This window comes from Ensifer sp. LC384 (assembly GCF_001695865.1).
GTDB lineage: Bacteria > Pseudomonadota > Alphaproteobacteria > Rhizobiales > Rhizobiaceae > Ensifer.
This window is the reverse complement of sequence record NZ_MBST01000009.1, coordinates 15,769-34,809: the sequence shown is the minus strand read 5'-3', so window position 1 is coordinate 34,809 and position 19,041 is coordinate 15,769. Positions and strand designations below refer to the sequence as shown.

Genomic DNA, 19,041 nt, shown 5'->3' with positions numbered 1-19,041 from the left:
CGATCACTCACAGTGTTGCGTCCAGTATCTCACTATCCTGCCGGCATGGCCGCCCGAATCTCCGGGACAGCTTCGAAGAGGTCGGCAACCAGGCCATAGTCCGCGACCTGAAATATCGGCGCTTCCGGATCCTTGTTGATCGCAACGATCACCTTCGAATCCTTCATGCCCGCGAGATGCTGAATGGCGCCCGAGATGCCGCAGGCGATGTACAGATCGGGAGCGACGATCTTGCCGGTCTGCCCGACCTGGAGATCGTTGGACACGAAGCCGGCATCAACCGCAGCCCGGCTTGCGCCAAGTGCAGCGCCGAGCGCATCGGCAAGGGGAGCCAGGACCGCCTCAAAATTCTCGGCCGAGCCAAGTCCCCTTCCGCCGGACACAACGATGCGCGCCGAGGTCAGTTCCGGACGATCCGAACGTGCCATGACCTTGGCAACGAATGAGGACAAATGGGGGCCACGCTGAAAGTTTACGGGTTCTATCGGCTTTGCGTGCTCGCTGGGCGCGGGAGAAAATGCCGAGGTTCTGATCGTCATGACCTTCTTGCTGTCTCTTGACCGCACCGTCTGGATGATGTTGCCTGCATGGATCGGACGGCGGAAGCGATCCGGTGCCTCGACGGCGATCACGTCGGAAATCTGCATCACGTCGAGCAGGGCCGCCACCCGCGGCATCACGCTTTTGCCCAACGTCGTTGTCGGCGCGACGAACGCGTCGTAGCGTTCTCCGAGGCCTGCGATCAATGCAGCGAGCGGCTCACAAAGCTGGTCTGCGAGATCGCCATCGTCGGCAATCAGGACTTTCGCGACTCCCGCAAGCGTCGCCGCCCTCGCTGCCACGGCGCCGCAGTCCCGTCCGGCGACGAGGACATGGACGTCCGGATCGACAAGAATGGCGGCCGTCACCGCTCGGGCGGTGGCGTCGTCAAGGACCAAGCCGTTGTGTTCGGCAAGAACAAGCACACTCATGACAGGACTCCCGCTTCGCTACGCAACCGTTCGACAAGCTCCGTCGCCGAGCCAACTTTTATGCCGGCTAGACGCCCGGCCGGCTCCTCCAGCCGAACGATTTCCAACCGTTGCTCAACGACGATGCCGTAATCTGCCGGCTGCCGTTCCGCGATCGGCTTCTTCTTCGCCTTCATGATATTGGGCAGCGATGCATAGCGCGGTTCATTCAACCGAAGATCGACCGTGATCACCGCGGGCAGGACCAATCGCACGGTCTGCGAACCGCCATCGACCTCACGCGTGACCGTCACCGCATCGCCTTCGACGGCCAGGTTCGAGGCAAAGGTGCCTTGCGCCAAGCCGAGTTGAGCGGCCAGCATCTGAGCGGTCTGATTGCATTCGTCGTCGATTGCCTGTTTGCCAAGCAAGATCAGATCCGGCTTTTCCTCGATCGCGGCCGCCCTCAAGAGCTTGGCAACCGACAGCGGCTCGATCGGAGCATCCGTCTTGATGAGAAGGCCGCGGTCGGCTCCCATCGCAAGCGCGGTGCGCAGTGTCTCCGTTGCCTTATCCGGGCCGATGGAGACGACGAGGACCTCGCTCGCAATAGCCAACTCCCTCAACCGGACCGCCTCCTCGACGGCGATCTCGTCGAAGGGGTTCATCGTCATCTTGAGTCCCGTGAGGTCGATGCCGCTTCCATCGGCAAGCAGCCTCACCTTGACGTTGGGGTCGACGACCCGCTTGACCGCAACCATGATCCTCATCTGTCTCCCTCCCATTTGGACAGCGGCTGGAAATGCTAGTTTTCAGGACCAGCGTATTTTCCGGCCGTCGCCGGGAACATCGTCTTGATGATCTTCATCCGGCTGACATCGACGGTCGCATCCATGTGCAGGAAGATCGCCGCGTCGCGGAACAGCTTCTCGATGCCGAACTCCAGCATGGCGCCGTTGCCGCCATGCAGTTCAAGCGCGTGGGTGGCGACCTTCATGATTTCCTCGGATGCATAGACCTTGGCCATGTTGCACAACGCATCCATGTCGGGGTGGCCCTCGTCGACGGCGCGCGAGGCGCGCTCAATGAGCGAGCGCACGGCTTCGATGCGCGTGGCCATATCGGCAAGCCGCAGGGCAACCGCCTGATGCTTGATGAGGATGCGGCCGCCCTGGACGTAGTTCTGGACATAGTCCGCGGTGCGCTCGAAGCAGGCAACGCCGACGCCAAGGTTCTTGGCCGCCTGGATGATCTTGCCGGCGCGGAAGTATTTGCCGGCGCTGCCAAGCGCCGTGTTCTGGACGAGCAGGTGGTCGGCGGGAACGCGGCAATCCTCGAAAACCAGTTCGCCGTTGTTCATGAAGCGGCAGCCCATGGTCTCGTTGCATTTGGTAACGGTCAGACCCGGCGTGTCGCGCGGGACGAGAAAGCTCGAGGTGCCTTGCAGCATGCCGACCGAAGTATCGGTGTTGGCGTAGACGACGTAGAGGCTTGCATCAAATCCGTTCGAGATGAATTGCTTGCGCCCGTTGATGACCCAGTGCCCATCCTTCAGCACGGCCTTGGTGTGCATGGCTGCCTCCGGAACATTGTAGGGCAGCCAGCGATCGGACGCGCCACGCGGCTCGGTCAGGCAATGGGCCAGGAGAAATTGCGGATCGGCCAGGAGCCGCGGAAACCACTTGTCCTGCAGATGCTTCGGCGCGAATTCGCGCAGGAGGATCGACACCTTCCAGTTCTGCACGAGCTTGTCGGCTAAGCCGGAATCGCCACGGGCGATTTCCTCGGAGATGAGCGCGAAGGTTCTGACTTCGGTGTCGTGCTCAAGGTCGACGCCGCCATGGGCCTCCGGCACGCCGAGCGTGCGCACGCCGATGGTCTCAGCGCCCTCCAGGATAGACCGTGGCAACCGTTCTCCAGGGCTCATGTCCCACTCGCGCTGCCAGTTCGACCGGATGAAGGGGGTCACCGCATCATCGACGAAGGCGCGGCAACTGTCGCGCATCAATCTCTGTTCCTGGGACAATGAGCCGTCATCGGCGTAGATCATGTTCACGCTCCCTAAAGTGCAACTTCGGCAGGCATTGAGTGCCTTCCTCCCACCGTTTTATTGCTAGCACCGGCCTTAGAAGTGGATCAGGTCGTGACGTCCTCTTCTGGTGGACTATCGTCCAATTCGACGTGGACTATCAGAGAACGCACCTATCGCTTTTGGCCGGAAAACCGGTCGTTCAACCAATCGGCAACGAGCGGGCGGTAGAGCCAGGAGATGTTGTTGCAGACATGATTGCCTTCGGGAAACACGTGGATTTCGGCGCCCCTCGCACAGGCTTCAGCACATTTCCTCGCTTCGGCAGGCGGAAAGATCCGGTCGCGGCCACCATGAAGGATGAGCGCAGGCGCGTCCGGTGCGGCACGGCCACGAAGCGTGAACCGTTCGGCGCTCTCGCGGATGTCCTCACCGCCGAGCGCAAAGCGCATGTTGTCCCGATAGACCTGCGGCAAATCGGGCCAAAAACTGCCGAGATCGAAGAAGCCGTTGATCGAGACGACGCCGACGATATCTGGAAGCGATGCCGCGGCTCGAAGCGCGAGAAAGCCGCCGAACGCCATGCCGACGAGACCGACCTCTCCCGACAATCCTTCTCGCCCTTCGACCACCCTCATCGCCGCGGCAAGGGCGTCAGCGAGATCCGGCCGCAAGGGACCGAACACACGCCCTTCCCCCTGCCCCGGACCGTCTAGCGACAAGGTTGCGATACCGCGTGCATGGAAGTGCCGTTCGAGAGCCGGAAACTCCTCCTTGGTCGAATCCGACCCGGGTACGATCAGCGCGAGCGGATAGCTGCCGCCACCCGGGGGAAGACGCAGGCAGGCCCGCAGCGCGCCGCCCTCGAACGGAATGTCGAGTATTTCGCCTGGCGGATCGAGCAAAGGGGCAGCCAGTCGATAGAGTTCGACCTTTCTTGCAGATGCCTTTTCCTTGGCCGCCAGGTCGTCGAACGCCATGAACTGGCCGAAGTGATAAAACAGGCTGGCGCGCGCGTAAGCTTCGCCTGCCGTTACTCGGCGACCGACGGCCAGGGCATCAGCGGCCATTTCGGCATGCCGCTCCCCTTCCTCGCTCCACGCAGCAAGCCAGTTCTCCCAGACGCCGGCACGTTCGATGACCGCCCTTGCGGTGGGCGAGGGAATGCCCGCCACCTCAATACGCGGCAGCCAATGCTCGACCACGCTTAGAAGACGGTTCTCTTGCTGGTCCATGTCTCACCTCCCGCACCACTTAAAGTTCAAACGAACCGGGGAATTGTCAGGGTCCGTCGCGGTCGAGGCCAATCGCGCGAAGCTCCTTGGGATAGGTCTCGGACTTTGCCCGATACCGCGCCGCGGCCAGCATAAGCTTGCCGGCCATGTCAGCGTTCAGGGCGCGCACGATCTGGGCTGGGATACCGACGACGAGCGAGCCGTCCGGGACCACCATGCCTTCCCGCACGAGCGAGTTTGCACCGATCAGACACCGGGCACCGATCTGGGCGCCGTTCAGCACCGTCGCTCCCATTCCGATCAGGCTGCCCTTGCCGATCCGGCATCCATGGATCGTCGCGTTGTGCCCGACGGTCACGTCCTCGCCGATCTCGACGGGATAGCCGGGGTCCGTGTGGATGACGCATCCATCCTGGATGTTGCTGCCGTCACCAAGGACGATCGGCTCATTGTCGCCTCGCAGCACCGCGTTGAACCAGATGCTGACGTCCCGTCCGATGCGCACGTCACCGATAACGATCGCACCGGGCGCCAGGTAAAAGCGGCCGTCGCCCGGGACGGCCGGGGCGAGAGATCCCAGACGATAAAGGCCCGAACCGTTCATCACATTTTCCATTGCTCATCCCGCAGAAGTCGCGGGCCTGTGACAGCGGCACTCATGTCGGCATGGCCAAAAGGATGGAGGCCGGCGCGTTGGTGCGATTGACAAGCGCCCGCGCCTCCCCTGGCGCGAGCCGACAGCTGTCGAGGAAGCCGAGCGTCACCGTGTCCGTCGAGGTCTCAACGGTAACCTCTCCGGCAACGACGATGTAGATCTTTTCCACCGCCGCGTCCTTGAGCGACGTGTATCCGCCGGGAAGCAAATGCGACAGACCAACCCAGATCGTATCGGTCTGCGTCGCCTCCTTGCCCTGAAGACGCAGACAGCGCATGTCGTAATGCTCCGGTGCATCGTAGCGTCGCGCGTCACTGTAGCGTGTAACCTGCACGACCGGCCCTCAAGGCTTGAGAAGAACCCGTTCCGGGGTACCTCGAAGCACCGACGCATAGGCCTTGGCGGCATCGGCAAGACCGTAACAGGTGGCGGGATTTATCGGGAACGGCTTCAGCTTTCCTTCCTCGAATTTCGGCCGCAGCTTGTCGAAAATGCGGGCGCCTTCGACAGAGGAAAGCGCAAGCGTGTCGATGCCGATATACTTGTGCCGCCCCCTGAAGAAATTGAAGATATCGAAAGGCACCGAGCGGTCGAAGGTCGAAATGAACACCTGGCGGGCCTGCTTGGCCATGGCATTGTTGGCAATCTCGAAGTAGGGACTGCCGACCGTGTTGAAGACGATGTCGGCACCGTGTCCGCCGGTCTTTTCGCGCACGATCGCGGCTATGTCGTCCGTTGCGCTGTTGAGCATCTCGACCGGTGCGTTGGTGTGGGCCAACAGAGGCTGCTCGTTGTATTCGACGGCGAAGACCTTGGCCCCGGCCATGGTGGCAAGCTGGATGACGGCCTGCCCGACCTTGCCGTTGCCGCCACAGACCAGAACGACATCGGTCGGCTGGACGCCGCCGGCCTCGCGCAGTCCCTCGAAGGCGGTGATGAAGGGGACGCCGATCGAACCTGCCTCTTCCATCGTGAAGTTCGCAGGCTTCGCCCGAACGGCCTTCTGGTCAAGAACCATCCACTTGCCGTGGCTGCCGTCCTGGGTGATGCCGAGTTCGCCGCCACCGCCCCAGACTTCCATGCCGATCATGGCGGACGGGCCTTCCCGCACGATCCCGCCGAAATCACGCCCTGGGGTGCGCGGCCAGATAGCATGCGGCATGTGCCCGAGCGATGCCTTGACGTCGCTCGGGTTAACACCGGCCGCGACGATCTCGATCAGGACTTGTCCCGGGCCGTGACGCGGGACGGTCACATCGACGAGATCGATCCGAAGATTGTCCAGATCGGGCGATTTCTCCGTGACTTTCAGGGCCTTGGCTGCCTTGGTGTCCACCTGAATGTTCATTTTTTGCCTCCTTGAATTTTAACGATCTTTTCAGGCAGAAAGCCCGAGCATGGCGCGTGCTTGCGACGGACTGGCAATCTGTCCCCCGAGCTTGACGATCAGGTCCTTGGCGCGCTCGACCAACTCGCCATTGCCTTTCGCCAGCACGCCCTTGGTGAGGTAGGAATTGTCCTCAAGGCCGACGCGAACGTGGCCGCCCAGCAGATAGGCCTGCATGGCCATCGGAAACGACATTCGCCCAACGCCGAAGCCCGTCCACACCGCATCTCGGGGTAGCATGCGTGCGGCAAGCGCCATCACGTCGGGGGTGGACGGGAAACCGTACTTGACGCCGGTCACGATCGTGAACATCGCCGGCGACTTCAGCACGCCTGCGGACAAGAGATCCTGTGCAAGCAGGATATGACCGGTATCGAAGACCTCGAGTTCCGGCTTCGAGCCGGCGTCGTTGATAATCTCGGCCATGATCTTCACATTGCCGGGCGTGTTGATCACCACCTCCGATCCGAAGGTCATGGTGTTCAGATCGAGCGTTGCGATATCAGGCTTCAGGGCAACGATGTGCTCGACGCGCTTTTCCGGCCGCATCAATGTGGTTCGCGGGCCCGCGACGGCAGGGTTCTCCTCGGACGGATGATAACGCCCCCCGGGTCCGGTGGTGACGTTGAGGATCAATGCGTTGTTCTTGGCCCTGATGCGCTCGATTACCTCTCGGTAGTATCGCAGCTCCATGGACGGTTTGCCGGTCTCCGGGTCGCGAACGTGGATATGGGCGATGGCCGCGCCCGCGTCGGCGGCTTCCAGGCATGCGTTTGCGATTTCCTCGGGCGTTACCGGCAAACCCGGATGGTGCTCCCGTGTGGTCAGGTTGCCGGTTACGGCACAGGTGATGATGACGTTTGGCTGCATTACAGATGCCTTCCCCCATCGACGACGATCCTGTCGCCGGTCGAAAACCTTAAGTGTGTGGCGCAGGCAAGGATCGCGTCGGCGACATCGGCCGGAGACGTGATCCGCCTGAGCGGTGTCGTTGAAGCGACCTTGTCGTTGAACTCCTTGCCGCGCCCGGGTACGAACTGCGTGTCGACGGCACCCGGCGAAACCGTCAGGACACGAATTTCCGGCGCGAGCGCCCGTCCAAGCGAATTCGCCATGATGTCGAGGCCCGCCTTGGCGCCGCAGTAGGCAACGTTCGAGCCGATACCGGTGAAGGCGGCGATCGATGACACATTGACGACGAGACCGTCACCGGTAGCACGCAAGGCCGGTGCAAAGGCGCGGATGGTGGCAAACACGCCGCGCCAGTTGTTGATGAATATCTGGTCGATGAGCTCGTCGGTCAGGGCGTCGAGATCGGCATGGGGAACCGGCTTCGTGACACCGGCAGCATTGACGAGGATGTCCACGCGTCCCGTCGCTTCAAGCGCGCGGTCGCGGAAAGCCTCGATGCTCGCCGTCTGCTCTATCGAGACCGGCAATGCCAGATGCCCGGTCCCTGCCAGGTTGGCGGCCAACTCTTCTGCCCGTTCCTTTCCAGCGCGATAACCGACGACCACGCGGGCGCCGGCCGAAGCTGCCTGCCTGCAGGTCTCCTGGCCAATGCCGCCCGACCCTCCGACGATAATTGCGACCTTGCCTTCAAGGGGCTGGCCCGCACGTGACATCGTCGTCATGCCTTTTTCCCCGAGATCGGAGGGATGGGATAGCTCGGCGTTCCCGGCACCAGCTTGAAGTCATAGCGGCATGTGTAGAACGGTGCCTTCATGCCGGGGAATTCGACATCCGGCCTGTCGTGGCGCACGAAATCGCCGACGATCTGCTGCTTGGCACCGAAGACCACATCGGCAAGCAGGGCGTCTTGGCTGTCGGCGAAAATCTGCGTCACCAGGGTCTTGTGTCCTGGGGCAGAAACGATGAAGTGGATGTGGGCAGGCCGCATCGGAGCACGCTGCTGGGCTCGCAGCAGATCGCCGACGGGACCGTCGGTGGGAACCGGATAGCCGGCGGGCTTGACTGATACGAAATGAAAGCATCCGTCCGCATCGGTCGTGAATTTTCCGCGCAGGTTGAAGTCGCCCTGGCTCTCGTCCTGGTTCTCGTAGAGCCCGACCGGCGATGCCTGCCAGACGTCCAGTGTCGCGCCTTCGACCGGATAGCCTTGGGCACCGATCACCCGGCCCGTGAACACCAGGCCGGCACCCGGGGTCTCTGATCGCGCGATGCATTCGCCAGAGACGCAATGCGGCGCGTGGCCCCGATAAAACGGTCCGAGCAGCGCCGACATGGTCTCGCCTTGCATGCCGTTGTTGTTGATAAGATCGATGAGGGTTGAGACGCCGATGACGTCAGCCGCGAGCACGACCTCGTTGTTGCTCTCGTGGGTGTGGTGTCCGAGAGCCGCGATCCAACGCAGACCGAACTCGAACTCCTCCTCCGTCAGGCGCGCCTCCAGGACGAACTGATGCAGGTGCGAAACCAGCGACGTCATGACCTGCTTGAGGCGAGGGTCGCTCGTATTGGCCATCGCCTCAAGCACGACGGGAGTAACGTCCCCTTCCCGTGATATCAGCTTCCGAGCAATGTGCATGTGGTTCATGGTCAGTCTCCAATCGTCATTGCAACGGCGTCAGGCCACGGCTGGCTCGGTGCCCTTTTGTGCTATATTCAGGTGCGGGTATTTTTCGGTGAGCAGCGAGCCGTGGTAGAAGGCCTTGGCATAGGCTGCGGTCGCTTGAAACGCGGCAAGCCAGGCGGCGATTGCCGGATAGGCCCGCCACATGGCGGACAGATTGATGTCGGCCATACGGACAATGACGGGCATGATGGCGATATCGGCAAGCGTCATCTCGCGTCCCATCACCCATGGACCGCCACTGTCTTCAAGCCATCGCGCCATGCGGTCGATGCCGCGTTGCAGCCGTCCCAGAGCCTCATCCATCTCGGCTTCAGGAAACCCGGTCTTGCCCATTTTCATCAGGAATTCGCGCCTGAGCGGCTTGCTGTCGCAAAGCGCCTGAAACTCCGCATCGCTCATCGACTGGAAATGCGGAAGGAAGGCGAGGTTATAGGAAGGAACGCGGATCGCAGGCGTCGGCACCTCGTCTATGAAGCGCATCTTGGCTCGCATCTCCGCGGCGCGAAGTGGTGTCGCCGGGCGAAGGGGGGCGACATCCGGCAGGATGTCTTCGAGATACTCGATGATGACGGCTGAATCCGTCACAGCCATGCCGTCGTGCACCAGCGCTGGCACCACGCCGTTGGGGTTGATGGCGAGATAGTCCGGGCTCAGCTGGTCGCCGCGAAAGAGATCCAACCTTCTTTCTTCGAACGCCTGGCCTTTGGCGTGCAGCACGTACCGGACGCGCTGGCTGCAGGTTGACTGCGGCGCGTTGTAGAGAACGAATTCCGTCATTGTCGTAACTCCCGGAGTTCTAACGGTGATGGTCTCGGTGACCCGCTCTGGTCGTCATCAGTCCCAGTTGAGGAACCGCGGCAACTTGTCTTTTCGCGCCAGTGTCCCGATGACTCCGAGCGGGAAGAACATCAGGCCGACCGCCATGACCAGGCCAGTGCCGAGGATGTTGATCTCGGAAGCCCCCATGGTAGCCACGAAGAGTTCGTTGATGGCGACGATCAGGATCGCACCGATGACCGGACCGGCGATCGTGCCCTTGCCACCCAGGATGCACATGAGCACGAGGTTGGCCGACACCAGAATGATCAGGAAGATGTTGGGACGCAGGTAGGTGAGGTATTCGCCCCACACTGCACCGGACATTCCCACGAAGAAGGCGGACAAAGCAAAGGCGAGGACCTTGTAGAAGCGCGTATTGATACCAGCGCTTTCGGCCTTGATCTCATCCTTGGAAATCGCGCGCAGACCGAGCCCGAACTTGGAATGCTTGATCCGGTAAGTCGCCCAGACCGTGAAGGCGGCCATCGCGATGAAGGCGTAGTAGTAGGGAACTTTCGCCCACAGCACGGGCAGGTCGTTGATCGGCAAGGACAGGCCGTTGGCGCCGCCAACGAAGGTCCAGTGATCGAAGAGAATGCGCACGATCATCAACAATGCGATCGAAGAGATGATGAAGCTCGGACCGCGCACTTTCAACGTGATGAGACCAATGAGGTAGCCGACGATGGCCGCGACGAGACCGGCGAGCGGCGCCGTCAGGATGGTGGAGATGCCGAGCCGTGCGAGCAGCATGCCGGAGAAATATCCCCCGATCGCGAAGAACACCGCGTGTCCGAGCGAGACGTAGCCAGCAAAACCGCCCAGGATGTTCCACCCCGACGCCATCACGACATAGGAAGCGGTGAACAGGACAAGATGAAGGACATAGTTGTAGTTGCCGGTAAGCTGCAGGAGCGGCAGGGCCGCAAGGACCAGGAGCAGGGCGACGGGGAACCAGGTCGCTCGTTTCTGGTCGGCTCTGCGGGCAAGCCGTTCATTGTGGGCGCGGCGCGCGGCGAGCACGTCGTCGGCATTGGTGTTCTGGAAACTGAGGGCCATTATGCCAACTCCGGTTTTTCGCCGAACAGGCCCTGCGGCCGTACCAGCAGAATGACGAACAGGGCGAGGAAGAAGGTCATCGTCGACCAGGTCGCACCCACCCAGGTACCGACGAAGGCGGCGATGATCGAAAGCGAGAAGGCCGCGATCACCGTGCCGAGGATGCTTCCCATGCCACCGAGCACGACGACGGACATCAGCATCGCAATCCATTCCCATTGCTTGGCGGGGAAGAAGCTGAAGACGAAGCTGACGAGCGATCCGGCGGCCCCGGCAAGTCCGATGCCGATGGCGAATGCGAGGACGCTGATGAAGTTGACGTTGACCCCGAGAAGCTCTGCCGCATCGCGGTTCTGCGTCGTCGCCCGGATGGCATAGCCGAGCCTTGAATACTTCAGGAACAGGCTGAGGCTGGCGATGATGACGATGGAAACGATACCGGCGTAGAGCTGCCCCTTCGGAACGAAGACGTCACCGATGAAGAACGCAGCCGTTGCATAGTCTGGCGAGGTAACGCGCTGCGTATTGGTGAACAGCCCACCCAGAAGTCCCTCGACCATCATTGCCAGGGCGAAGGTCAAAAGCACCGTCATTTCCGAGTAGCGCGCGCTTTTTGCCTCCCGTGCAAACATCAGGCGGTAGAGGAGGACGCCGATTGCCGCCATGATCAGCGAGGCGACCGGCAGCATGACGATCGGATCGACGCCCCAGAGCTTGAAGCCCCAATAGGTGACATAGGCGCCCGCGATGATCAGTGATGGATGTGCGAGATTGACGATGCGCATCACGCCGAACACGAGCGACAGGCCCGAACCCATCAGCGCGATGACGCCGCCGAGCGCCAACCCCAAAATTGTGACTTGTATGATTTCTGACATGTCTTCCCTCCGTCAGGCGGCCTTCTTGCCGCCGAGGTAGAGTTCCTGGATCCTGGGATCGGAAAGAACGTTGGTGGCTGGGCCTTCGAAAAGGGTTTTGCCGAGATCAAGAACGACGCCCCAATCGGAGTTTTTTAGCCCCATCATCGCGTTCTGCTCGACGAGCAGGACCGTGACGCCTTCCGCAGACATCATCTTCATGATGTCGAACATCTCCTGGACGATCTTTGGCGCGAGGCCGAGTGACGGCTCATCGAGCATGACGATCGCCGGCTTGATGATCAGCGTGCGGGCCATGGCAAGTGTCTGCTGCTGGCCGCCGGACATTGTCCCAGCGTGCTGGTCGGCACGTTCGCGCAGAATGGGAAAGCGCTCGAGAATCGCTTCTATCCGCCGTTCCAGTTCACGCGCGTCATCAAGAATGAAGCCTCCCATCCGCAGGTTTTCGCGAACGGTCATCTTCGGGAAGAGAGCGCGTTCCTGCGGAACGAAGCAGATACCCTTGCGCAGGATCTGGTCGGGACGCAGGCCATTCAGGCGCTCACCCTTGAAGACCACGTCGCCCTTGCGGATCGTCAGCATGCCGCAGATTGCCTTGAGCAGCGTCGATTTGCCGGCGCCATTGGGGCCAATGATGCAGTGGACCTTGCCGGGCTCGACCGTCAGGTGAGCGCCGTCGAGGATGGCCGGGCCGTCGCCATAGCCAGCGGTAATGTTGGTAACCCGGAGAAGTTCGCTCATCACGCCGCCTCCGCCTCGAGCACGCCGCCGAGATAGGCGTCGAGAACGTCCCGATCCTTTCTGACGATCTCGGGCGTTCCCTGGCAGATCACCCTGCCCTGCGCCATGACCACGACCTTGTGCGAGAGGCGCATGATCAGGTCCATGTTGTGCTCGACGATGAGGACGGTCAGCCCCTTTGCGTTCAGCGCGAGGATATGGCCGACGATTTCCTCCAACAGCGATGGGTTGACGCCTCCGGCGGGCTCGTCGAGCAGGATGATCTTCGGATCCGACATCAGGAGTGCCGCCAGATCCATCAGCTTTTTCTGACCGTAGGAAAGATTGTGCCCGTCTTCATAGGCAATGCGGGTAATCCCGAGGAAGTCGAGGATTGCCATCGCCTTGTCCTTTTCGCGCGGCGAGACGGCCGGGCTGAACAATCCGCGGATGCCCTCGGCGCGCGATTGCACGATGACATTCTCGAGAACCGTCATATCGGCCAGATTGCGCGAGATCTGAAACGTACGGCTCAGCCCCTTGGAGGTGATTTTATGCGGTCGCAGATGATCGATGCGCTGACCGTCAAGCCAAACTTCGCCGCTGGTCGGGACAACCGTGCGGCTGATGCAATTGAAAGCGGTGGTTTTGCCGGCCCCGTTCGGTCCGATCAGGGCGGTGATCGAGCCCTGCTCGACCTTGAACGTTGCCCCGTCGACGGCTTTGATGCCGCCATAATGCTTACAGAGATTCCTGACTTCGAGCACGGGCTCGGCCTCCTTGCGTGAAAAATGCATAGGAACGGATGGGAACGCCGAGCCGACGGCGTTCCCATTGGCAGGCGGCCTTAAAAGCCCGCCTTCGGATATGCCATCGGGGAAATCCCCTCGAACTCCCCGGTCGGGTAGACAAATCGCATCTGCCCGTCCTGCCACTGGGTCATGATATGAGATTTGCTCTCGGGCAGGCCGATGTCGTCCCAGGAAAACCGCCCAAGCACCGTGCGCACCGGATCATCCTTGGTCCGCGCGTTCAGCCATTCGCCCATCTTGGCGTTGTCGGTGGTGCCAGCCCCGATGATGGCCTGCTCGATCCCCTGGCAGACTGCAAAGGGAATAGCGCTGTCCTCATCCGGTTCGGCCGAATACTCGGCTTCGAATGCCTTGACGAAATCGGCATTATTGAAGGGTTTTCCGGCAATCGTGCTTTCGAACGGCACGTCCTTATGCCAGGTCGTATGGATAACGACACCTTCAGCGGCTTCCTTACCCACACCCTCGATGTATTCGGTCTGAGCGCCCTGGCTGAGATAGACGAGTTTCGGGGTTGCGCCGACGGTCTTGAGGCTGCGCGTCAGCTGCACCGCCTCTTCTGCCGAGGCGGTCAGTCCGATGATCATCTCGGCGCCCGATCGCTTGATCGAGTTGGCAAGATTGAGCCAGTCGTTGAAGCCTTCTTCAGGCCATTTCTCTTCCATCACGACCTTGATGCCGGCGTCCGCGAGATAACCGGGCGCGAGATCGGCGATTTGCTTGTCGTTTGCCGGATCGATCACCTTCTGGCCGAGAAGCCCTGCGGCAATGGCATTTGCAAAGAAGTCGTCGGCGTGAACGATGGCCACGGACTTCGGTGCCTGGTCGGCCGGGATCAGCTCCTTGATCATGCCGACGACGTCCTTGCCGGTGTATTCGGCGGCGTTGACCTGGAAATAGAACATGTTCTTGAAGCCCTGGGCGTAAATGCGCAGCGCCCCGCCCGAAGGGATCGGATGGACCATGTTGTACTTGGAGAGCACGCTTCCGACCGGAAACGTCAGCCGACTTGAGAATGTCCCGTATACCGCATCGACCTTGTCGACATTGATGAACCGTTCGTACTGGTTGATGGCGGTCGCCGGATCGGACCGGTTGTCGCTGACGATGAGCTCAACCTGCCGGCCGAGAATGCCGCCGGCCGCATTGATCAGTTTTGTGCAGAGCTCATAGCCCCGCTTGTGTTTCTCACCGCTGACGGAAAGCCCGCCGGTAATCGGCAATGATGCGCCGATCCGCAGGGTCTCCGCGTACGCGGCATTGGACATCAGCATCGCGGCCGTCGCGGCCAAGACAAATTTCAACTTTCCCATTGGTGCTCCTCCCAAAGCAATCGATTGCATAACTTCTTCCGAAAAAGCCCCTGAGATTGACCTCAAGGGCACCATTGCCGGTCTGCCAGGCTCCTCAACCCGAAAAACCGCCTGCGTATTCTGGATTGCACTAGCATTGCGCGATATTCACGCAATCGATTGCATTTGACATTTGCAAATTTCCGAACCGGCGTCAAGTCAATCTCGCAATCGATTGCATGAAATTTCGTTTGGATGTATGAGATGGTTCGAAAGGTGCGTGGCGTCATGTTGAAGAAGCGAATAACCCTCAAGGACATAGCTCGGGAAACCGGCGTTCACGTCTCGACCGTTTCGCGCGCCCTCGATCCGGTGGAACGCAGAAGCATAACCCCGGAAGTGATCGAGAAGGTGCAAGGAGCTGCCGAACGGCTCGGCTATCGGCCGAACCGGATTGCCGCCGGTCTGCGCACCAACCGCACCATGACAGTCGGGGTAATGATCCCTGATATCACCAACGTGATCTTTCCGCCCATTCTCCGTGGGATAGAAAGCGTGCTGGAGCCACTCGGCTACGCCTCGATCATTGTCAACACCGATAGCGAGAAGGAGCGGGAAAGCCGGCTTGTGGATGTGCTGCGCGACCGTGGCGTCGACGGGATCATCCACGCGGCTGCCTTGCGCAGCGATCCTTCGATCGCTCGGGCCGCCGAGGACGGCATGCCTGTCGTTACGCTCAACCGCCGTGTCGAACGCGCCTGCGTTCCCTACATCATCAACGACGAGGAAGGCGGCATCCGGCAGATGCTGTCACACCTCAGCGACCTCGGTCATCGTTCGATTGCCCACATCGCCGGACCACAGAATCTCTCGACCGGCCAGCTGCGGCTTGCTGCCTTTCGGGATTGCGTAACCTCCATGAAGCTTTCGCACAACGAGCGGCTGGTGGTCACTGCAACGCGTTTCGACGAGGACGAAGGCATGCGTTGCGTCGACGCCCTCTTGTCGTCGCAAGAGCCGTTTACCGCGATCCTCTGCGCCAACGACCGTCTTGCGCTTGGCGCCATCGAACGCTTGCGCGGGCGCGGCTTGCATTGCCCGACCGACGTATCGGTAAGCGGCTTCAACGACATGCCCTTCCTCAACCTGATCCGCCCGAAGCTGACGACGATCCGCATTGAGCAACACAGCGCAGGGCGAACGGCGGCAACGCTGCTCATGCGGCTGATCAATTCGAACGACCTTGAGTCCGTGCCGATTGAGACAATCCTGCCGGTCGAATTGATCGTCCGGGACAGCACTGGCCCTGCAAAGGACGCCGCGCCGAGGCCGACTGGGCGCTACAGCGCCGCGCGTCATACATGACGCGCTGAGGACGCTGTAACGCTTTAAACTTGCTGCATAATTTATCCTTAAACCGATTCTGATTTAAGGAATTATGCAGTAAGCGGCGCCACTGGTGCGCGGCCTGCCAAATCGATCGATGTTTGCAAACGCAGCCGCCTCGGCTTCTTTCGCCGCGAGGGATGCCTCCCACTTGGATCCCGCCTCCCAGCCGCGACCACAGGTGCTTGAAAAGGCGATCTAATCTTTAACGGCCTACCAAGCGCCGACCACCGCATGCGTCAGGTGCGCATTTTTGCCGACGGCTACCGGTTGCCAAGCGTCGATCGGCAATGCCCCGGCGCTCTGATCAATAGTATGGCGAAATGCACTCCTGGCGTGGCCCATAATAGGGCTGAAACGTGTTGTCGTAGGCCCTGTATGAACGGTAGCGGTCGTAACACCATTCGACGTGGGCTGAACTGGCGTTCGAATAGACCCGACGGGGTGGCGACGCGATCGCACCACCGATGGCTAAGCCTGCTCCGAATGCGGCCAGAGGATACCACCATCCATCATTATGCCGACGGTAGCCGTCCCGTCGGTAACGGTAACCCTGGTAGCCGTTGTAATAGCCGTATCGTGGGCCCGAATTGTAACGATGATTGCTGTATCCGCGTGAGTGCGGCGGACCACCATAATGACCGGGCTTGTGGTGGATCAGCTCTGCAGCCTGGAAATTCGGAGGATTCACCGACATTGGAGACATAGGCAATGCCTGTGCCGACACTGCCGTAAGGGCCGTGGCAACTGCAACTAACACTGCACCTATTTTTTTCATGACATCACCCGACAGTTTTTCGTCAGGTCATTTTCCAGTGAACGCCATGAACACAGCATGAACAGCATTCGGCTCGCCAGAAACTTGCGCCAACAACCGCCAACCTTCACTTTAAGCTGCCATTGAACGGGGACTCCGTTCTGCGCTGCGCCACGAATGTGATGCGCTCGCTTCACGTGCCCATGCCATGCCTTGCGCGGACAAGTGAGCGAGGTGCGGCAAAGGGCCAATGAGACGATCCGGCTCGGGGTCCCATGACGTTTTCGACTTCTGGCGCCACCACAAAGGTAGCGCTCACCTCCCTGCCGAACTCGATGGGAGTTAAACACGAATGCGCTTGATGATCGCCGCATGGGCGTTGAGGCACGCCAGAAATACGAGCACAAGCAGGACGAGCCCCGTCGGCGATCTCAGCACAACCGACCAGCTACTGGCGGGAAGCTGAGAGAATGAAGCGCTGGCAAGCCCTGCGCCGTTTCCTGAGATCTGGATCACCGCAAGCCCTGAGGCGATGAGCGCGACATGCGCGTGAACGAAGCGCAGTCGCAGATATCGTTCCGGGCGCACGGCGAGATAGGCACCAACCGCGGCGCCGACGGTGAGCATCGCGACCGCACCCCAGAATACCGACTCTGGAGCGGAGACGAGGGTAAGCACGAGTCCGCGCGTCGAGGGCACCATCGTCAGGTACACGCTCCAGGCGAGTGCGCTGGACGGCGCGTTTGCGACCAGCGCGACGCTGATAAGGGAGAGGGCGGCGGCCCCGTAGACCGCGCAAGGCCCAAGCCGAATGACCGTCATTACTGAGGCTCGCATGTTTCGATTCCTATCCCCCGCACGCGCCGAGCAAGAAAATATAAGATGACGCTTAATTGAGGCTTACCGAGGTGCCGCTACCTCGGATAAGAATCGGTCCATCTGCTTTTATTACTCCCGCCGCCTCGTATTTGTCGTCATCAAGCAGACGGCTATCGTGCTCACAAGACCGGAGCGAAAAACGGACCTTCGAGCTCGTCGTCAGTGTCTCTTTAATGCGACTCGCAATTTCAATTCTTTCTTTATTAGTTATTTTTCAGCAAGATTTTCGATGAGCCCATCTGCAGGCGAGGCTAGGATACCCGAAATTAGGGGGACGAATGGTAATGTCTCGGAGCAAATCAGGACGCGTTGTGCTTTTGATCGTTGGGGGGCTGATACTGGCCGGATGCCAAACGGACGCGCTGGACGATGTGGCCGCCTTCGGCGATAGCGCGAAAACCCTCAACGATGATTCGGCGGTCGCCTTCTACAAGGACGATGAACTGGTGACCACGGGCAAGCTCCAGTTTCAAGAGAAGAACTACGGAAAGTCCTACGCGATCTACAAGCGGGCCGTTGACGTCTTTCCGCGAGACCCTGCCGCATGGTTGGGCTTTGCGGCCTCTTCCGACATGATCGGCCGCTTCGACACATCCGACCGCGCCTACGCGCAACTCTCCAAAATGATTGGCGGTACGGCCGTCTACTACAACAATATTGGCTATTCCCACTTGCTGCGCGGCGACCTGCCCGGGGCCCGCAAGTACTTCCTGAAAGCATACGAGCTCGATCCGGCGAACGAGACGACGGCCAGGAACCTGGAGCTGATGAAGAACAGCGTCAAATACGCGCAGCGATAAGCCGCCGACACCACCGACACGGGCCCGCCGGCGCCAAAACGCCGGCGGTGAGCTTCCTTATGCAGCTTCCGTTCCGAACTGAACAACGCGGCAGTGCCGCTGTAGACGACGCACAGCGCCAGGCAACAGCGAACCGCTGCCATAGCAACGCCGCGTCGGGCAATTTGCGGGAGAGAATCTATTTCAAGGCAGGTTCGGCCCTACCGCACCTTTCTCAGCACAAGCTTGCCATCCGCCGAGACAGACCGTTCGTAGCGTGGCAAGTTCGCGATGGAACCGCCCTGAGGATCGGCTGCGGCCAGGACATCGTCAACGGCGTTTTCCGGAGCGGAGACCGAATAGGATGATGGCGCCAGGCGCTGGGTCACTTCCTTTCCAGGCGCGCTGATGATCATGCTGCCGCTGGAGGCAAACATGCTCGGGTTCATGCGGTCATCGAGATCGGCGACATCCTTTTGCAGCTCCTCGACAGTCTTTCGAACGGCCGCCATGTCGTCGGCCCTGGCGCCGTTGGCGATGTTCGCGGCCTGTTTGCTAATCTGCTGCTTCAAACCATCGATCGAGCGCTTGAGAGCGGAAAGGCTTTCTCGGCTCTCGCGGACGTCTGCGGCATTCTTGGCCGTGTAGAGCAAAATACCCGTGTTGAGCGGCAGCAGCATAAGGGCCAGTGCGATGATCGGCGTGCTCCGCGAACGGCTTGGCTCATTGGCGGCGTGCTCGTTACGCAGCAATGCGGCGTCGGGCTTGATGTCGACCTCGACATTCGAAATATGCGTCATCGAATTCC

General features: G+C 60.6%; 21 protein-coding genes. 2 read left to right on the top strand and 19 right to left on the bottom strand.

From position 1 onward, the window contains the following. Positions 1-32 precede the first annotated feature (32 nt). The 16 genes from BC363_RS10150 to BC363_RS10075 form a co-directional block, all read right to left on the bottom strand. Complete coding sequence (locus BC363_RS10150; protein ID WP_065784771.1) at positions 33-971, bottom strand: FAD-binding protein; 939 nt, start codon at positions 969-971, stop codon at positions 33-35. Next, a complete protein-coding gene (locus BC363_RS10145; RefSeq protein ID WP_065784770.1) occupies positions 968-1,720 on the bottom strand; it encodes an electron transfer flavoprotein subunit beta/FixA family protein in 753 nt (250 codons plus the stop codon). The genes BC363_RS10150 and BC363_RS10145 overlap by 4 nt, the downstream gene beginning before the upstream one ends. 35 nt (positions 1,721-1,755) lie before the next feature. Next, positions 1,756-3,000 carry an acyl-CoA dehydrogenase family protein gene (locus BC363_RS10140; protein WP_065784769.1) on the bottom strand — a complete coding sequence of 415 codons (1,245 nt, stop codon included), beginning with the start codon at positions 2,998-3,000 and terminating at the stop codon, positions 1,756-1,758. A 152-nt stretch (positions 3,001-3,152) separates the two neighbouring features. Then, a complete protein-coding gene (locus tag BC363_RS10135; protein ID WP_065784768.1) occupies positions 3,153-4,214 on the bottom strand; it encodes an alpha/beta fold hydrolase in 1,062 nt (353 codons plus the stop codon). A gap of 46 nt (positions 4,215-4,260) precedes the next feature. Then, positions 4,261-4,818: a gamma carbonic anhydrase family protein gene (locus BC363_RS10130; protein ID WP_065784767.1), complete on the bottom strand. Its 558-nt coding sequence runs from the start codon at positions 4,816-4,818 to the stop codon at positions 4,261-4,263. 52 nt (positions 4,819-4,870) lie between these two features. Beyond that, positions 4,871-5,203, bottom strand: coding sequence for a cupin domain-containing protein (locus tag BC363_RS10125; protein ID WP_083222579.1), 333 nt, complete (start codon positions 5,201-5,203; stop codon positions 4,871-4,873). A gap of 9 nt (positions 5,204-5,212) precedes the next feature. Further along, entirely contained in the window at positions 5,213-6,217 is a 1,005-nt protein-coding gene (locus BC363_RS10120; RefSeq protein ID WP_065784765.1) for a zinc-binding alcohol dehydrogenase family protein, read from the bottom strand. Between the two features lie 30 nt (positions 6,218-6,247). After that, entirely contained in the window at positions 6,248-7,126 is an 879-nt protein-coding gene (locus tag BC363_RS10115) for a 3-keto-5-aminohexanoate cleavage protein (protein WP_065784764.1), read from the bottom strand. Further along, positions 7,126-7,890 (bottom strand): SDR family oxidoreductase, encoded by a 765-nt coding sequence (locus BC363_RS10110; RefSeq protein WP_244519836.1) that lies wholly within the window; start codon positions 7,888-7,890, stop codon positions 7,126-7,128. The genes BC363_RS10115 and BC363_RS10110 overlap by 1 nt, the downstream gene beginning before the upstream one ends. Continuing rightward, positions 7,887-8,813, bottom strand: coding sequence for a dioxygenase (locus tag BC363_RS10105; protein ID WP_244519835.1), 927 nt, complete (start codon positions 8,811-8,813; stop codon positions 7,887-7,889). The genes BC363_RS10110 and BC363_RS10105 overlap by 4 nt, the downstream gene beginning before the upstream one ends. Positions 8,814-8,843: 30 nt before the next feature. Then, positions 8,844-9,629, bottom strand: a complete 786-nt coding sequence (locus BC363_RS10100) for a glutathione S-transferase N-terminal domain-containing protein (RefSeq protein WP_065784763.1) — start codon at positions 9,627-9,629, stop codon at positions 8,844-8,846. A gap of 57 nt (positions 9,630-9,686) precedes the next feature. Next, the gene (locus BC363_RS10095; RefSeq protein ID WP_065784762.1) at positions 9,687-10,730 is read right to left on the bottom strand and encodes a branched-chain amino acid ABC transporter permease; all 1,044 of its coding nucleotides are present in this window, start codon (positions 10,728-10,730) and stop codon (positions 9,687-9,689) included. Further along, complete coding sequence (locus BC363_RS10090) at positions 10,730-11,608, bottom strand: branched-chain amino acid ABC transporter permease (protein WP_065784761.1); 879 nt, start codon at positions 11,606-11,608, stop codon at positions 10,730-10,732. The genes BC363_RS10095 and BC363_RS10090 overlap by 1 nt, the downstream gene beginning before the upstream one ends. A 12-nt stretch (positions 11,609-11,620) precedes the next feature. Then, a complete protein-coding gene (locus BC363_RS10085) occupies positions 11,621-12,349 on the bottom strand; it encodes an ABC transporter ATP-binding protein (RefSeq protein WP_065784760.1) in 729 nt (242 codons plus the stop codon). Beyond that, positions 12,349-13,095 (bottom strand): ABC transporter ATP-binding protein, encoded by a 747-nt coding sequence (locus tag BC363_RS10080; RefSeq protein ID WP_083223578.1) that lies wholly within the window; start codon positions 13,093-13,095, stop codon positions 12,349-12,351. The genes BC363_RS10085 and BC363_RS10080 overlap by 1 nt, the downstream gene beginning before the upstream one ends. Positions 13,096-13,175: 80 nt before the next feature. Next, positions 13,176-14,453 (bottom strand): amino acid ABC transporter substrate-binding protein, encoded by a 1,278-nt coding sequence (locus BC363_RS10075; RefSeq protein WP_065784758.1) that lies wholly within the window; start codon positions 14,451-14,453, stop codon positions 13,176-13,178. A gap of 243 nt (positions 14,454-14,696) precedes the next feature. On the opposite strand from BC363_RS10075, the gene BC363_RS10070 reads away from it, so the two are divergent. After that, positions 14,697-15,797 (top strand): LacI family DNA-binding transcriptional regulator, encoded by a 1,101-nt coding sequence (locus BC363_RS10070; RefSeq protein WP_065784785.1) that lies wholly within the window; start codon positions 14,697-14,699, stop codon positions 15,795-15,797. A gap of 328 nt (positions 15,798-16,125) precedes the next feature. Here BC363_RS10070 and BC363_RS33430 read toward each other — a convergent pair whose 3' ends face one another. Together BC363_RS33430 and BC363_RS10065 are read right to left on the bottom strand one after the other, a co-directional pair. Further along, complete coding sequence (locus BC363_RS33430; protein ID WP_083223575.1) at positions 16,126-16,596, bottom strand: BA14K family protein; 471 nt, start codon at positions 16,594-16,596, stop codon at positions 16,126-16,128. 321 nt (positions 16,597-16,917) lie between these two features. Next, positions 16,918-17,412 (bottom strand): hypothetical protein, encoded by a 495-nt coding sequence (locus tag BC363_RS10065; RefSeq protein ID WP_065784757.1) that lies wholly within the window; start codon positions 17,410-17,412, stop codon positions 16,918-16,920. A gap of 320 nt (positions 17,413-17,732) precedes the next feature. On the opposite strand from BC363_RS10065, the gene BC363_RS10060 reads away from it, so the two are divergent. Beyond that, entirely contained in the window at positions 17,733-18,254 is a 522-nt protein-coding gene (locus BC363_RS10060; protein ID WP_065784756.1) for a tetratricopeptide repeat protein, read from the top strand. 200 nt (positions 18,255-18,454) lie between these two features. Here BC363_RS10060 and BC363_RS10055 read toward each other — a convergent pair whose 3' ends face one another. After that, positions 18,455-19,033 (bottom strand): hypothetical protein, encoded by a 579-nt coding sequence (locus BC363_RS10055; protein WP_065784755.1) that lies wholly within the window; start codon positions 19,031-19,033, stop codon positions 18,455-18,457. Between the last annotated feature and the right edge of the window lie 8 nt (positions 19,034-19,041).

Bases quoted from the DNA above. Each gene is read 5' to 3' on its own strand.
- BC363_RS10145 (WP_065784770.1), bottom strand. From the start codon at position 1,720: ATGAGGATCATGGTTGCGGTCAAGCGGGTCGTCGACCCCAACGTCAAG.
- BC363_RS10130 (WP_065784767.1), bottom strand. From the start codon at position 4,818: ATGAACGGTTCGGGCCTTTATCGTCTGGGATCTCTCGCCCCGGCCGTC.
- BC363_RS10100 (WP_065784763.1), bottom strand. From the start codon at position 9,629: ATGACGGAATTCGTTCTCTACAACGCGCCGCAGTCAACCTGCAGCCAG.
- BC363_RS33430 (WP_083223575.1), bottom strand. From the start codon at position 16,596: ATGAAAAAAATAGGTGCAGTGTTAGTTGCAGTTGCCACGGCCCTTACG.
- BC363_RS10060 (WP_065784756.1), top strand. From the start codon at position 17,733: ATGGTAATGTCTCGGAGCAAATCAGGACGCGTTGTGCTTTTGATCGTT.
- BC363_RS10085 (WP_065784760.1), bottom strand. From the start codon at position 12,349: ATGAGCGAACTTCTCCGGGTTACCAACATTACCGCTGGCTATGGCGAC.
- BC363_RS10140 (WP_065784769.1), bottom strand. From the start codon at position 3,000: ATGATCTACGCCGATGACGGCTCATTGTCCCAGGAACAGAGATTGATG.
- BC363_RS10105 (WP_244519835.1), bottom strand. From the start codon at position 8,813: ATGAACCACATGCACATTGCTCGGAAGCTGATATCACGGGAAGGGGAC.
- BC363_RS10120 (WP_065784765.1), bottom strand. From the start codon at position 6,217: ATGAACATTCAGGTGGACACCAAGGCAGCCAAGGCCCTGAAAGTCACG.
- BC363_RS10055 (WP_065784755.1), bottom strand. From the start codon at position 19,033: ATGACGCATATTTCGAATGTCGAGGTCGACATCAAGCCCGACGCCGCA.
- BC363_RS10095 (WP_065784762.1), bottom strand. From the start codon at position 10,730: ATGGCCCTCAGTTTCCAGAACACCAATGCCGACGACGTGCTCGCCGCG.
- BC363_RS10150 (WP_065784771.1), bottom strand. From the start codon at position 971: ATGAGTGTGCTTGTTCTTGCCGAACACAACGGCTTGGTCCTTGACGAC.
- BC363_RS10070 (WP_065784785.1), top strand. From the start codon at position 14,697: ATGGTTCGAAAGGTGCGTGGCGTCATGTTGAAGAAGCGAATAACCCTC.
- BC363_RS10075 (WP_065784758.1), bottom strand. From the start codon at position 14,453: ATGGGAAAGTTGAAATTTGTCTTGGCCGCGACGGCCGCGATGCTGATG.
- BC363_RS10115 (WP_065784764.1), bottom strand. From the start codon at position 7,126: ATGCAGCCAAACGTCATCATCACCTGTGCCGTAACCGGCAACCTGACC.
- BC363_RS10110 (WP_244519836.1), bottom strand. From the start codon at position 7,890: ATGACGACGATGTCACGTGCGGGCCAGCCCCTTGAAGGCAAGGTCGCA.
- BC363_RS10090 (WP_065784761.1), bottom strand. From the start codon at position 11,608: ATGTCAGAAATCATACAAGTCACAATTTTGGGGTTGGCGCTCGGCGGC.
- BC363_RS10065 (WP_065784757.1), bottom strand. From the start codon at position 17,412: ATGCGAGCCTCAGTAATGACGGTCATTCGGCTTGGGCCTTGCGCGGTC.
- BC363_RS10135 (WP_065784768.1), bottom strand. From the start codon at position 4,214: ATGGACCAGCAAGAGAACCGTCTTCTAAGCGTGGTCGAGCATTGGCTG.